Source organism: Bowmanella denitrificans (assembly GCF_039522935.1).
Lineage (GTDB): Bacteria > Pseudomonadota > Gammaproteobacteria > Enterobacterales > Alteromonadaceae > Bowmanella > Bowmanella denitrificans.
The window spans coordinates 19,780-34,783 of the sequence record NZ_BAAAEI010000008.1; the positions used below are offsets into that span (position 1 = coordinate 19,780).

Annotated in this window: 11 protein-coding genes; 3 read left to right on the top strand and 8 right to left on the bottom strand. The window is 51.8% G+C overall.

All coding sequences use genetic code 11. The features are described 5' to 3' along the window. Positions 1 to 19: 19 nt before the first annotated feature. Positions 20 to 424, top strand: a complete 405-nt coding sequence (locus ABD028_RS09095) for an ExbD/TolR family protein (protein ID WP_102797322.1) — start codon at positions 20 to 22, stop codon at positions 422 to 424. A 2-nt stretch (positions 425 to 426) separates the two neighbouring features. Here ABD028_RS09095 and ABD028_RS09100 read toward each other — a convergent pair whose 3' ends face one another. From ABD028_RS09100 to ampD, 8 genes are all read right to left on the bottom strand, one after another. Then, positions 427 to 2,400 carry a TonB-dependent receptor plug domain-containing protein gene (locus ABD028_RS09100; protein ID WP_343844354.1) on the bottom strand — a complete coding sequence of 658 codons (1,974 nt, stop codon included), beginning with the start codon at positions 2,398 to 2,400 and terminating at the stop codon, positions 427 to 429. 148 nt (positions 2,401 to 2,548) lie between these two features. Then, positions 2,549 to 4,696, bottom strand: a complete 2,148-nt coding sequence (locus tag ABD028_RS09105) for a prolyl oligopeptidase family serine peptidase (protein ID WP_343844356.1) — start codon at positions 4,694 to 4,696, stop codon at positions 2,549 to 2,551. A gap of 122 nt (positions 4,697 to 4,818) precedes the next feature. Then, positions 4,819 to 6,240 carry a dihydrolipoyl dehydrogenase gene (gene lpdA, locus ABD028_RS09110; RefSeq protein WP_343844358.1) on the bottom strand — a complete coding sequence of 474 codons (1,422 nt, stop codon included), beginning with the start codon at positions 6,238 to 6,240 and terminating at the stop codon, positions 4,819 to 4,821. A gap of 193 nt (positions 6,241 to 6,433) precedes the next feature. Further along, entirely contained in the window at positions 6,434 to 8,392 is a 1,959-nt protein-coding gene (aceF, locus tag ABD028_RS09115) for a pyruvate dehydrogenase complex dihydrolipoyllysine-residue acetyltransferase (protein ID WP_343844360.1), read from the bottom strand. A gap of 14 nt (positions 8,393 to 8,406) precedes the next feature. After that, positions 8,407 to 11,079 carry a pyruvate dehydrogenase (acetyl-transferring), homodimeric type gene (gene aceE / locus ABD028_RS09120; protein WP_343844362.1) on the bottom strand — a complete coding sequence of 891 codons (2,673 nt, stop codon included), beginning with the start codon at positions 11,077 to 11,079 and terminating at the stop codon, positions 8,407 to 8,409. Between the two features lie 83 nt (positions 11,080 to 11,162). Beyond that, positions 11,163 to 11,924 (bottom strand): GntR family transcriptional regulator, encoded by a 762-nt coding sequence (locus ABD028_RS09125; protein ID WP_102797226.1) that lies wholly within the window; start codon positions 11,922 to 11,924, stop codon positions 11,163 to 11,165. A 272-nt stretch (positions 11,925 to 12,196) separates the two neighbouring features. Then, a complete protein-coding gene (ampE, locus tag ABD028_RS09130) occupies positions 12,197 to 13,021 on the bottom strand; it encodes a beta-lactamase regulator AmpE (RefSeq protein ID WP_343844365.1) in 825 nt (274 codons plus the stop codon). Then, positions 13,018 to 13,569 (bottom strand): 1,6-anhydro-N-acetylmuramyl-L-alanine amidase AmpD, encoded by a 552-nt coding sequence (ampD, locus tag ABD028_RS09135; RefSeq protein WP_343844367.1) that lies wholly within the window; start codon positions 13,567 to 13,569, stop codon positions 13,018 to 13,020. Before ampD ends, ampE begins: the two co-directional genes overlap by 4 nt. Before the next feature lie 79 nt (positions 13,570 to 13,648). Here ampD and ABD028_RS09140 point away from each other — a divergent pair, with 79 nt between their 5' ends. Continuing rightward, a complete protein-coding gene (locus tag ABD028_RS09140) occupies positions 13,649 to 14,128 on the top strand; it encodes a retropepsin-like aspartic protease family protein (protein WP_343844459.1) in 480 nt (159 codons plus the stop codon). A 12-nt stretch (positions 14,129 to 14,140) separates the two neighbouring features. Then, positions 14,141 to 14,998, top strand: coding sequence for a carboxylating nicotinate-nucleotide diphosphorylase (gene nadC / locus ABD028_RS09145; RefSeq protein WP_343844369.1), 858 nt, complete (start codon positions 14,141 to 14,143; stop codon positions 14,996 to 14,998). The last annotated feature ends 6 nt before the right edge of the window (positions 14,999 to 15,004 follow it).

Consider the following 15,004-nt stretch of genomic DNA (forward strand, 5'->3'; position numbering starts at 1 on the left):
TCGACCAACAACGAGGATAATCATGAAGAAGAAACACAATAGAGAGTCTGAAGATGCCAATATTGATATGACGCCGATGCTGGATATCGTCTTTATCATGTTGATCTTCTTTATCGTAACCACGTCATTCGTTAAAGAAAAAGGGCTAATCGTGAATCGTCCTGATGATGCCCAGAAAAGCAATAAACCCAGCAAGAACGTTTCTATCAAAATTGACGCTAATGGCTTTGTTTATATGAATGGTCGGCAGATCGATATTGAACGGGTCGAAGCCAATATTCAGAGTTTTCTGGCGGAAAATATTACCGAAAATGCGGTGATTCAGGCGGACAAAGAAACCAAACATGGTGTGGTAGTCAGGGTACTAGACCAGGCATCCAGGGCTGGCTTGCCAAGACTGTCGGTAATGGTGGATAAGGAATAACACTAAAAGCTCAACTGATAGCCCAGAATAAGTTGCCTGCGTTCCCCCGGCATTGCCAGGTTGCTTAGCCTGGGCTCATAGACCTGATATTGTTTATCAAACAAGTTGGTCAACGATAGCGTCAACACCTGTTTTTCTTGCCATTGCCAGCGCCCCTGAAAATTGATTAGGCTATAGGCCGACTGATGAAATCCCTGTTCACCCACCGCCGACCGCCACAGGGCATCCAGGTTCAAACTCAGGGATTCCTGCTGATAGCCGAGGCGAAGCTGACCATAGTGTTTGAAGCTGGCATTAAACGGGTTATCGAATAAAAGCGTGTAGTTAAGCTGCCCTTCCCAATGCTCGTTCAGTTTCCAGTTCAGGCTGGTTTCCACACCCCGTATTTCATGCTCATCGGTATTGGCAAAGGTAAAGCGACTGCCTCCTTCCACGGCCACTTTATTAACAAAGTCCTGCATTTTGTTGCGAAACAGCACGGTTTCCCATTGCGTATTGCTGCCCTGCCAGCGCCAGATGGCCTCCAGTGTGGCAATCTTCTCTTGTTGTAACAGAGGATTGCCTTGGGTGACATTGTCACTGGAAAAAAGCTCATTGGTGGTGGGGGTGCGAAAGGCTTCGCCATATTGCAGACGTAAACTGTGCGTATCGTTAAGCTGATGAATCAGGGCAAAACGTGGTGACCAGTTGGCTGCCAGCCTCTGTACTTTGTCATAACGACTGCCCAGATACAGCAGCCAGTCATCCGCAGCCTGCCACTGTAGTTGCAAATAAGCGCTGCGACTGTTCTGACTGGCCAGCAAACTGTCAAATGCATCTACCTGCCTGAATGCACTAATACCGCCAAGATAAGCACTGTCAGAAAGAACAAACTCTCCGCCCTGCAGATGGGTGGTCAGTGCGCCTGCCTGATGCTGTTCGGCGTTTAACAGAATCACCCCGGCATTTAACTCCCAGCCTGGCATCAATGGCTTTAACCAATCTGTACTAAGTTGCAGGTTACGGGTCACCCAATTGGGTCCGTTAAAGAAATCCGCTGCCAGCAAACCAGGTTGCGCTTCCACCAGCAGCCCGGCACTGGCAATGCGATGTTCGCTAATATCCAAGCTGGAACTCAAAGCGCCGCTGTCATCCTGCCACCAGTGTAAGCCTGCCTCCAGGCCCAGATTTTCCGACTCATACCTGTTGTTGTCGCTGGCACCGCCCAGATTGATATAACCGTTCATACTGGTTTTATTGTAACGACTACGCAGGTGCCAGCGCTGCCCCTGCACACCAAGTTGTACAAACAGGCTCTGGCGTGGGTCATTGATAGTCAGATCGTTAAAGTTGTGTGCGGCCCCCCCATGGCGCTGCACATCCAGCAATAGTTGCCAATTCAGGCCGGCCCACTGTGGATGTAATGTCAGGGTGGCGCCGCGGCTGGCATTGCTGCCAAGGCGGGCTGAAAGCAGATTATCGTCCTGACGGGTGATGAGATTCACTACCCCCATAAAAGCATTACTGCCATACAACGCCGAACCCGGCCCACGAATCACTTCCACCCGCTCAGCCAGGCTTAGAGGAATATAGGGGCTATATACTGACGCCTTACCAAAGGAAATTTCGTTGATACGCTGGCCGTCCACCATAAACAGCACATAGCCGTTGTCGAGGTAGACCCCGCGGGCGTGTTCTTTTGGCACCGCGCCCACCCAGTCGCCTCTGGTGACCTGAAAACCCGGCACATAATTAAGAAGGTCGTACAGATTGTCGACTGCCAGCCGGTCCAGCATTTGCCGGGTAAACAGAGTAACAGTGGACGGTGAAGCTTGCAGTGCAACGGATTCTTTGGCGGAAATACTGATCTGCTGTTCCAGCAGTTCATCGAAGGTGAGATTAAACAGCGCGTCCACATCCTGAGCTCTGGCGTCCTTACCTATCAGGCTGCTCAGCGAGAACATGGCCAAATACAGGAAAAAACCAACAAAACGCATTGAACAGCTAAACCTTTCAAACCTGCCTGTTGTGAGTCTGTGTCAGAATTAACTAAATTACAACAAACAAAAAGGCGGGCCGTTTGGCCCGCCATCAGAAACTGCTTACAGTTTAACGGCAGGATTATGCAAATCCTGCTGCCCGCGTTTACAGTGACTTAATACCCATATTGTACAAAGCAAAGGAGTACATATCGGCGTACAGCTCAATTTGCTTGGTGGTAGGGGTACCCGCTCCATGCCCGGCATTGGTTTCAATGCGGATCAGGGTCGGGTTAGTACCGGCCTGTTTGGCCTGCAATTCGGCCGCAAACTTAAAGGAATGCGCTGGCACCACACGATCATCATGATCTCCGGTGGTGACTAACGTGGCAGGATACTGCACCCCCGCCTTCACATTGTGCACCGGTGAGTAGCCCTTAAGGTAGCTAAACATCTCTTTGCTGTCTTCTGCCGTGCCATAGTCATAAGCCCAGCCCGCCCCGGCGGTAAAGGTGTGATAACGCAACATATCCAGCACTCCCACCTGTGGAATGGCAACCTTAAACAGCTCAGGACGCTGAGTCATTACCGCCCCCACCAGCAAACCACCGTTCGAACCGCCTCTTACCATCAGGTGGCTGGCGTCGGTGTACTTGTTGTCAATCAGGTATTCAGCGGCGGCAATAAAATCATCAAACACATTTTGCTTTTGCATTTGTGTGCCGGCTTTATGCCATGCTTTGCCATATTCGCCGCCACCACGCAGGTTAGCCACGGCCAGCACGCCGCCCAGATCCAGCCACCCCGCCCAGGCTGGCGAGAAACCCGGGGTAATACTGGCATTAAAACCACCGTAACCATAAAGTTGGGTAGGATTGGTGCCATCCAGCTTAGTGCCTTTTTTGTAGGTGATAATCATAGGTACCTTGGTACCATCCTTGGAATGGTAGAATACCTGTTTGGATTCATAAGCCTCACTGTCAAAGGCAACCTTAGGCCGATAGTACACATCAGATACGCCAGTCTGGGGATCAAAGGCAAAGATGGTGTTTGGCATGGTGTAGTTGCCGAAATAGTAGTACACCAGTTTATCTTCTTTCTTGGCCCCAAAGCCGCCGACACTGCCGACACCCGGCAGTTCTACGGTACGCACCTGTTTGCCCTGATAGTCATACTGAATAACCTTGGAAATGGCATCCACCATGTACTCAGCGTACAGATATCCCGCGCCGGTATTGATGGTCAGAACATTTTCGGTTTCAGGAATAAAGTCCTGCCAGTTTTCCACCCCAGGGCTTGTCGCGCTGACCTTAACAATTTTTTTGTTCGGCGCATTGAGGTTGGTCACCAGCAGCAGCTCCTCACCCAGACTTTCTACCACCGAGGTGTCTGAATCGGTGTGATCAAGCACGGTGACCAGCTCACTGTCTGGTTTTTGCAAATCTCGGATATAGAGTTTGTTGCCCGAGGTGGATACAGCGGCTTCCACCACCAGATATCTGTCATCTTCGGTTACGTAAGCGCCAACATAGCGATGCTTTTCAGCCTCTGTGCCACCATACACCAATTCATCATTAGTCTGCGGCTGCCCAAGTTTATGATAGTAGAGTTTATGTTGATCTGTTTTGGCCGACAGCTCACTGCCTTCAGGCTTGTCATAACTTGAATAATAGAAGCCTTCATTGCCATACCAGGCGATACCGCTGAACTTGATATCCACCAGTGGCGCTTCCAGCTGTGCTTTGTTTTGAGTATCGATAACAATGACTTTACGCCAGTCACTACCACCTTCAGAGATGGAATAGGCCAGCTTACTGCCGTCCTTGGAAAAACTCAGCCCCGCCAGCGAGGTCGTGCCATCCTCGCTGAACTGATTCGGGTCCAGAAACACTTCTGTATTGCCGTCTTTATCGGTTCGATACAACACCGACTGATTTTGCAGACCATCATTTTTAAAGAAATAGGTATAATCGCCTTCTTTAAATGGGGCACCAACCCGCTCGTAGTTCCAAAGCTTGGTAATGCGCTGTTTGGCCTCATCCCTGTATGGGATGTTGTCCAGATAAGCAAAAGTCACCTGATTTTGTGCCTTTACCCATTCGGCTGTTTCGTCACTGCGGTCATCCTCAAGCCAGCGGTAAGGGTCGGCTACCTGCTCACCAAAGTATTCATCTACCTGAGTTGACTGACGGGTTTGGACATAGTTGATTGTCGGCTGCGTGGCCTGCATAGGTTTCTCTGCTGTTTCGCTGGGTGGCTGTGAACAACCAGCCAGCATAGAGGTGGCCAGTAAGGCCGGAAGAAGCTGTTTCATTAAGATTCCCTGTTGTTGTAGTTTTGTGGGCCTTAATTTACCTTGATTGAAAGGTTTTAAAAGCCATAAAAAGCAAAAAGGCACCAAAAAGGTGCCTTCACAAGGTAAAGCAATGCTGACGCTTACTTTTTCTTGGCCTTGGGATTAGGCAGATCGGTAATGCTGCCTTCAAAGATTTCAGACGCCAGACCGATTGATTCATTCAGGGTCGGGTGGGCGTGAATAGTCAGGGCCACATCTTCGGCATCCGCGCCCATTTCGATGGCCAGGCCAATTTCGCCCAGCATTTCACCGGCGTTGATACCCACAATAGCCCCACCTACTACGCGACCACTGTCTTTTTCGAAGATCATCTTGGTCATGCCTTCGGTACGGCCAGAAGCGATTGCACGGCCAGACGCTGCCCATGGGAAGGTGGCAGTTTCAACACTGATACCTTTCTCTTTGGCTTCTTTCTCGGTCAGGCCAACCCAGGCAATTTCCGGATCGGTGTAAGCCACAGAAGGAATACAGCGCGGGTCAAAGTAGTGCTTCTTACCGGCAATCACTTCCGCTGCCACATGGCCTTCATGCACGGCTTTATGCGCCAGCATCGGCTGACCAACCAAATCGCCAATGGCATAAATGTGGTTAACGTTGGTCTTCATCTGCTTATCAACGCTGATAAAGCCGCGCTCATCCACTTTCACGCCAGCTTTGTCGGCATCCAGCAGGCCACCATTCGGACGACGCCCAACGGCTACCAGAACTTTGTCGTAACGTACTGCTTCGGCTGGGGCTTGTTTACCCTCAAAGCTGACATACAGGCCATCGTCTTTCGCTTCAACGCCGGTCACTTTGGTTTCCAGCATCACGTTAAATTTGTCTTTAACGTACTTCTGATACACTTTGATGATGTCTTTGTCAGCCGCAGGTACCAACTGGTCCAGGAACTCAACCACGTCAATCTGTGAACCCAGCGCTTTATAGACTGTGCCCATTTCCAGACCGATAATACCGCCGCCCAACACCAGCATCTTCTCTGGAATATCTTTCATTTCCAGGGCGCCGGTGGAATCAATCACGCGCGCATCGTCCTTCGGAATAAATGGCAGCGAGACAGGCTCAGAGCCAGCCGCAATAATGGCATTATCGAACTGGATGGTGGTTTTACCCTCTTTACCTTCAACCACCAGCGTATTGCTGCCGGTGAATTTACCATAACCCTGAACGTGCTTAACTTTACGCATTTTGGACATGCCGGACAGACCTTTAGTCAACTGTCCTACCACGCTGTCTTTCCAGGCGCGAACCTTGTCCAGATCAATCTGAGGCTCACCGAAGCTGACGCCATGGGCGGCCATATCGCGGGCATCATCGATCACTTTGGCCACGTGCAGCAGGGCTTTGGAAGGAATACAGCCCACGTTCAAACACACACCACCCAGGGTATCACGGGCGTCGACGATAACAGTTTCAATGCCTAAGTCAGCCGCACGGAACGCGGCGGAGTAACCACCTGGTCCTGCTCCCAGCACAACCAGTTGCGTTTTAATCTCGCTCATTAGTGACCTCAATCGTTCAGGGGTAAAAGATAAATATTGTTCTATCCGTTTCAGACTGGCGGATTTTAACCAGCCAGCCCGCTATAAGCAAAAACAGACCTTAAAAATCTGACATTCACCGCAGAGACACAATGGGCACAGAAATACGAACGAAGAAGTTCAGTGCTTTGTGTGCCTCTGCGGATTAGCTTTTTTACAGCAGCATCTGGCGAATATCGCCCATCACGCTGCTCAGATGCACCGCAAAGCGCGCTGCCAAAACACCGTCAATAACCCGGTGATCATAAGACAGCGACAACGGCAGCATCAGCCGAGGTTCAAATTCCTTACCATTCCATTTCGGTTTGATGTCGCTCTTCGACACACCCAGAATGGCCACGTCCGGGGCGTTAACGATAGGCGTAAAGGCCGTTCCGCCAACACCACCGAGACTGGAGATGGTAAAGCAGCTACCCTGCATATCGGCAGCCTTAAGCTTGCCTTCGCGCGCCTTGGCGCTGATCTCCATCAGCTCTTCAGACAGCTCCATAATGCCTTTTTTGTTGACATCACGTACCACGGGCACCACCAGACCATTGGGCGTGTCTACGGCAATGCCGATATGGATGTATTTCTTCATAATCAGGCTTTCACCTGACTCCGACAGCGAGCTGTTGAAAACCGGGTAGGCCTTCAATGCATCGGCCACCGCTTTCATAATAAACACCAGCGGGGTGATTTTGACACCAAGCTTCTTCTTCTCAGCCAGTTGATTCTGTTCCTTACGGAACGCTTCCAGCTCAGTAATATCGGCTTCTTCAAACTGCGTCACATGCGGGATAGTGACCCAGTTGCGATGCAAATTGGGTCCAGACAACTTCTGGATTCGGGTCAGCGCCACTTCTTCCACTTCACCAAACTTGCTGAAGTCCACTTTGGGTGGGGCGATAACCTGCAAGCCACCAGCACCAGAAGATACCGCTGAGCCGGCACTGGCTTTGGGTCTGGACAGCTCGTATTTCACATAAGACTGCACATCTTCTTTAAGAATACGGCTTTTCGGACCACTGCCACTGACCTGTGACAAATCCACACCAAACTCACGAGCCAGGCGACGCACCGCTGGTGATGCATGAACTTTACCACTTGGCTTGATTTCGCCAGCACTGGGGTGATGCGGCACTGGTGGCGGACGTGATGCACTGGCAGGAGCAGCACTGGCTGCAGGCGCTTCTGCCGTTTGTGGCTTAGGCGCTGCCGATGGCGCAGACGTTGAACCTGTGGTTTCAATCAGCGCAATCAAACTCCCCTGACTGACCTTGTCGCCGGTTTTAATCTTCAACTCTTTGATGGTACCGGCAAAAGGTGCTGGCACATCCATGGTCGCCTTGTCGGTTTCCAGAGTAATCAGACCGGCTTCGGCTTCCACCTTATCCCCTACCGCGACCAGGACCTCGATAACATCCACATCTGAGGCATCGCCGATATCCGGTACCACGACTTCTTTCACTTCCGGCTCACCAGCAGGCGCTGCGGCTTGCTCGGAATTTGCAGCAGGTGCAGCGGAATCAGCAGATGTTGCCTCCCCCCCTGTACTCGCACCCACTTCCAATAACAGAATCAAAGATCCTTCAGAGACTTTGTCTCCGGTTTTGACTTTCAGCTCTTTGATTGTACCTGCCTGTGGCGCTGGCACATCCATGGTGGCCTTATCGGTTTCCAGGGTGATCAGACCGGTTTCGGCTTCCACCTTGTCACCCACAGCCACTAAGACGTCGATAACATCCACATCAGCGGCATCGCCGATATCCGGCACCTTCACTTCAATAACCTGGCTGCTGCCATTGGCTGGCGCGGCAGGAGCCGCTTCTTTTGGCGCGGGTTCAGCAGGGGCTTCCTGCTTAGCCGGAGCCTCATCCGCAGAGGCCGCAGCTTCGCCTGCTTCCACCTTCAGAATCAGCTTATCCTGACCAACCTTGTCGCCGACTTTCACCAGAATGTCTTTAACCGTACCGGCAAATGGTGCCGGAATGTCCATGCTGGCCTTGTCGCTTTCTACGGTAATCAGCGCCTGTTCGGCCTCGATCTGATCGCCAACGGCGACACAGATCTCAATCACTTCTACTTCATCCCCGCCGACATCGGGAACCAGTACATCTTTCAAATTAGACATGCTCTTCCTCCCTATCAGGCGTACAGCGGGTTAATCTTCTCGGCATCGATACCGAACTTGGCAATGGCATCGCTGACCGCCTTGCGCTCAATTTTACCGGCCTTAGCCAGTTCGTGCAGGCTGGCTACCACGATATAGGCAGCATCCACCTCGAAATGACGACGCAGATTGGCGCGGCTGTCTGAACGCCCAAATCCGTCAGTGCCCAGCACTTTAAACTGCCCCGGTACAAAAGCACGTACCTGATCGGCGTATGACTTCATATAGTCCGTTGCAGCAATGGTCGGGCCATCCACACCGGCATTCAGCACCTGGGTAATATAGGGCACTTTTTCGTCAGCCTGCGGATGCAGCATATTGAAACGCTCACAGTCCAGACCATCGCGGGCCAGTTCGTTAAAGGACGGCACACTGTAAACCTCGGCACTGATACCGTAGTCGGCACTCAGGATGCGCGCGGCTTCCTGTACCTGCAGTAAAATAGTACCTGAGCCCAGCAGTTTGACGCTGTGCTTAGCCTTGTCAGCCTGCTGGCTTTCCAGTTTATAAATACCTTTGATAATGCCTTCTTCCACACCTTCAGGCATGGCTGGCTGCGCGTAGTTTTCGTTCATTACCGTCAGGTAATAGAAAACATTTTCCTGCTGCTCGAACATACGGCGCATACCGTCCTGCACGATCACCGCCACTTCATAACCATAGGTCGGGTCATAGGTGATACAGTTAGGAATACAACCTGCCTGAATATGGCTGTGGCCGTCCTGGTGCTGCAAGCCTTCACCATTTAGCGTGGTACGGCCAGCCGTTCCGCCGACCAGGAAGCCACGACATTGGCTGTCACCAGCAGCCCAGGCCAGATCGCCAACCCGCTGGAAACCAAACATGGAGTAGTAGATGTAGACCGGAATCATTGGCAGGTCGTTGGTGGAATACGAGGTACCCGCCGCCAGCCAGGATGCCATGGCTCCCAGCTCGTTAATGCCTTCCTGCAGCACCTGGCCTTTCTTATCCTCACGGTAGTAGGCCACCTGATCGGCATCCTGCGGTTCGTATTTCTGCCCCTGGCTGGAATAAATACCCACCTGACGGAACAAGCCTTCCATACCAAAGGTACGGGCTTCGTCCGGAATAATAGGCACAACCCGCTGACCAACCTGCTTGTCTTTCAGCATCGCGGTCAGTACCCGGACAAAGGCCATGGTGGTGGAGATTTCACGGTCACCGGAGCCTTTGGTAATGGCATCAAAGGCGCTTAATGCTGGCGCAGGTAGATTTTCGGCACTTTGCGGTTTACGCACCGGCATAAAACCATGCAAGGCCTCACGACGCTCACGCAGATATTTCATTTCCGGGCTGTCGTCGGCAAAACGGAAGTATGGCAGGTCCGCCAGCTTGTCATCCGCAACCGGAATATTGAAACGGTCACGGAAATGCTTGATGGCATCCATATCCATTTTCTTAACCTGGTGGGCAATGTTCTTGCCTTCACCGGCCGCGCCCATCCCATAGCCTTTGACGGTTTTGGCCAGAATCACCTGTGGGCGACCTTTGGTTTCGGTTGCACGTTTATAAGCGGCATACACCTTGACTGGATCGTGACCACCACGGTTCAGACGCCAGATGTCCTCATCAGACATATTAGCCACCATTTCTTTCAGCTCAGGATATTTGCCGAAGAACTTCTCACGGGTGTAAGCGCCACCCTTGGCCTTGTAGTTCTGATATTCGCCGTCCACGGTTTCGTTCATCAGGTCAATCAGCTTGCCGGTGGTATCACGAGCAAACAGCGGATCCCAGTAACGGCCCCACAGTACCTTGAAGACTTCCCAGCCGGCGCCACGGAAGGTGCCTTCCAGTTCCTGCACAATCTTACCGTTGCCACGCACCGGGCCATCCAGACGTTGCAGGTTGCAGTTGATCACAAAGGTCAGGTTGTCCAGCCCTTCACGGGCAGCCAGGCCGATAGCACCCAGACTTTCCGGCTCGTCACATTCACCATCGCCGAGGAAGCACCAGACGCGCTGATCTGAACAATCCTTCAGGCCGCGATCGGTCAGATACTTAAGGAAGCGTGCAGTGTATATCGCCTGCATGGGCCCCAGGCCCATAGAAACGGTGGGGAACTGCCAGAAATCAGGCATCAACTTAGGATGCGGATAAGAAGACAGCCCCTGACCATCGGCTTCCTGGCGGAATAAATCCAGCTTATCTTCGCTCAGGCGACCCTCAATAAAGGCGCGGGAATAGATGCCGGGTGAAACGTGCCCTTGAATAAACAGGAAATCACCGCCGTCTTTGGCATTGGGGGCGCGGAAGAAGTGGTTAAAGCCCACATCATAAAGCATGGCAGAGGACGCAAAACTGGAGATATGGCCGCCCAATTCCAAATCTTTCTTGGAAGCCCGCACCACCATCATCAGCGCATTCCAGCGGATCGCGCTACGAATTCTCGCTTCCATGGTCTGATCGCCAGGCATGGTAGGTTCCTGACCCGCCGGGATGGTATTGACATAGGCGGTGGTCGCCGTATAGGGAAGATAGGCGCCACTACGACGGGCCTTCTCGATCAGTGATTCAAGCAGGAAATGGGCTCGTTCGGTACCTTCGTTTTCCAATACCGCCTCGAGTGCTTCAAGCCATTCTTGTGTTTCCTGGGGATCCACGTCTGGCTTAATCAGTTCTGCCATAGCGCTTTCCTTTAATTGGTGAATGAGGGCCAGTGGATAAAGATAGTGTAAAACGCCGCTTTATCCGCCGACATTCTGTTGTTTTATTCTGGCATTTCAATGCGACGCAGAGTGCGCTGCATATTGGTATTCTGCCGGTTTATATTGAGCAGGGTCTCTTCAATAAACGCCAAATGCTCATTGCTGGCCAGCCTGGCCTGGTCAGGGTCACTGGCCACAATCGCATCCAGTATTCTTACCCTTTGTCTGTCTATCTGTTCGCTTACATCAGGGTAAGCCGACAGCACTTCAAGGTTTCGCCTGATGTTATCCTTCAGCAGGGGCTGTAATCCCCTGAAAATATGCAGCATGACCATATTGTGTGAGGCCTGGATCATTTCCAGATAAAAACTGGCCAGCGCCGATGCCTCGGCCTCAATATCCCGAACGCTTTGCTCCTGCACCTGCTTAACGGCCGCATAAGCCTGGCGAATAGCCGCAATCTGCCGCTCATCGCCGCGCAGTGCCGCGTAATATGCCGCCATACCTTCCAGCGCTAAGCGGAACTCCAGTAAATCAAACTGGGATTCCGGCCGGGACGCAATCAGCTCCAGCAGCGGGGCATTTTCAAGCAACGCCAGTTTGGTCTGCACAAAAGTGCCACCACCCTGCTTACGCACCACCAGCCCTTTCACTTCGAGCTTTTGAATCGCTTCGCGTAACGAAGGACGTGACACGGCAAAACGCTCGGCTAATTCGCGCTCAGAAGGCAAACGCTCGCCAGCGGCAAGCTTGCCGTCGAGGATCATGGACTCAAGCTGTTCCATAATCACTTCAGATAATTTTCTGGCGCGAATTCGTTGCATTAATCTCACAAACAAATGGTAATACCAATTAACCTATTAGCATAGTGCAAAAGCCCAAACAGGTAAAACAAAAGATCCACAGCCTGGCAGCTGTCATCATTTAATCAATAGAGTTACGTTAAATGGGCGAAAAGACTGGCCCAGAAGCAATGGTAAGACCAATTTAATCAAGGAAAATAAGCGACGCACCTGAACAACGCACAACTGATCGGATCAGTGTGAAATACGACCTTGGGATAATGGACACAGCCCTCGGCTGTGTCCTGAATTGTCTACCCTACAATACCAGCCAGCGTCAGCACAGCCACTATTACTAACAATAGCATCATATTGCGCTTCACCAACCTGACCATAGTGCATGGCTCATCAGAGCAGGTGAGTGTATCCGGTTCAATATACTCCGCCGCTTTTGCAACCTCAGTAGTCAGAGTGCGGGCCTGACTGCTGGGGTTAAACAGATGTCCAAGCCACACTGGTAAAGCACGGGAAAAATGCCCCACCACCAGCAGTCCCAGTGTGCCCAATCTGGCCGGTAACCAGTCCAGTCCTTCCATCAGTTTCTGCCAGCCAGTCAATTGCGACCACTGCTGTTGCTTCAGATAGCCCAGCATAGCGCGGCTAAGCACATAAAACATGGCACCGGCGCCACCAAAAACAATAAACCAGATACTGACAGCCATATAATGCCGATAGTTGATCCAGACCAGACACTGACCAAAACTATTACCACTGTCACAGGGGTAACCCAACTGCTCCGCGTACAAGTGGCTGGCTTCGATATCACCACGGCTGGCGGCCTGTAAATACCCCCGGTAACTCTGGCGAAATTCCACACAGCCAATACAAACCATCAGCAATGCACAATCCAGGATCAGTTCAAGCAAAAACGCGTCCAATTGCTGCAGAAGCACAAAAACCAGTAAGGAAGGTAGCAATACCGTGGCCAACAATTGGATAAAAGACGCGTCTTCCTTCAGTAATCCTCTGGCCTGTAAAAAGTGCTGATAACGGGCAACATAAAACTCCCATTGCCAGTACTGACTTTTTTGTGTGGCCCGCTCCAGGGCCAGCACCAACAACAAGCTAATTAATGTCATAACAATTCCCTTAACGCACCACGAAACTTCGGCCAATCAAAGGCAGGCCCCGGATCGGTCTTACGCCCCGGTGCAATATCACAATGCCCGACAATACGGCTAAGATTGATAGCCGGACAAATCTGCAATATCGCCCGGCTCAGATTGACCAGGCTTTGATATTGTTGTTGTTCATACGGCTGATTATCCGTGCCTTCCAGCTCTATACCCAGGCTGAAGTCATTGCAATTGCTCTGCCCCTGAAACACAGATTGTCCCGCATGCCATGCACGCTCGTAAACAGGTACATGCTGCACTATGTGGCCATCCCGGTAAATGACAAAATGACTGGATACCTGCAACCCACGCAAGCTGTCAAAACTTGGGTGACACGTGCAATCCAATGTACCGCTGAATAACGCTTCAATATAGGGTTGACCAAATTCCCCTGCCGGCAATGAGATGTTGTGGATGACCAGCAAGCTAATCGGCAAATGAGCGGGGCGCTGATTAAAATGCGGCGACGGGCAGCGGCGGGCTTGCTGATACCAGCCTTGTGCGTCAAACATAGGTGAAATTCCACAAGGGTTTTAGGTACTATAGCGCCACTGAGCACGCCTTGGAACAGGAGACAGTGTGGCGCGTTGGATGTGGATACTGGCCTGGGTCAGTGGTCTGGGGTTGTTAACCTTGCTGTTCGACAAGCAACTGGCTCGCCAGTTTAACCCCAATGACAACCCTGACAGCCTGGTGCAGGGCAATAGAGTGACGGTGGAGCTGAAACGCAATCGCCAGGGCCATTATGTGACCAGTGGCCTGATTAACGGCCAACCGGTGATTTTCTTACTGGATACCGGTGCCACACAAGTATCGGTACCACAGCACCTGGCCGCTTATTTAGATTTACAGCCGGGCCGACGCCATCTGGTGAATACCGCCAACGGCAGAATTGAGGTGGCATCAACCCTTCTGGATAGCCTGCGAATTGGTGATATTGAGCTTAGAAATATCAGCGCCAACCTCAACCCTGGTATGCAATCAGACGATATTCTGCTGGGTATGAGCGCCCTTAAACAACTTGAATTCACACAGTCGGGGGACACATTGACCCTGACCTATGTCAACTGACGAGACGATGACATGCTAAACCTGCAACAAGAAATTGTACGTGCCGTTACAGCGGCTCTTAACGAAGATCTGGCTTATCAGGATGCGGATAATGGAGATATCACCGCCGGGCTGATCCCTGCCTCGCAGCAAGCCAGTGGCCGGGTTATTTGCCGTGAGCCCTGTGTCGTGGCGGGTAAACCCTGGGTAGACGAGGTTTTCCATCAGTTAGGCGGGGAAGTCACAATACATTGGCATGTTAAGGACGGCGACCAGGTTGACGCAGATACTTGTCTATTCGAGCTGCAAGGCCCTGCCCGCGCCATTCTGACCGGTGAACGCAGTGCCCTGAACTTCCTGCAAACCCTATCGGCGACAGCGACGCAAACCGCCCACTATGCCGATGCCCTGAAGCATACCCAGACCCGTATTCTGGATACACGCAAGACGCTGCCGGGTTTGCGGGCGGCACAAAAATATGCGGTTGAATGCGGCGGCGGTAAAAATCATCGTATCGGTTTATTCGATGCTTTTCTGATTAAAGAGAACCATATTCTGGCCTGCGGCTCTATTCAGCAGGCGGTGGCGACCGCGCGGCACCAGCATCCAGACAAGCCCGTAGAGGTGGAAGTGGAAAACCTGCAGGAACTGCAACAAGCGCTGGATGCAAGTGCCGATATTATTATGCTGGATAACTTCGATCTTGAATCTATACGTAAAGCGGTCGTGTTGAATCAGGGCAAAGCAAAATTAGAAGTGTCGGGGAATGTCACGCTGGACAGACTGGCTGAACTGGCTGAAACCGGCGTGGACTATATCTCCAGCGGGGCATTAACCAAAAACGTACAGGCCATTGACCTGTCTTTAAGGTTATTCGCTAACCAGGGGTAGGCTGGC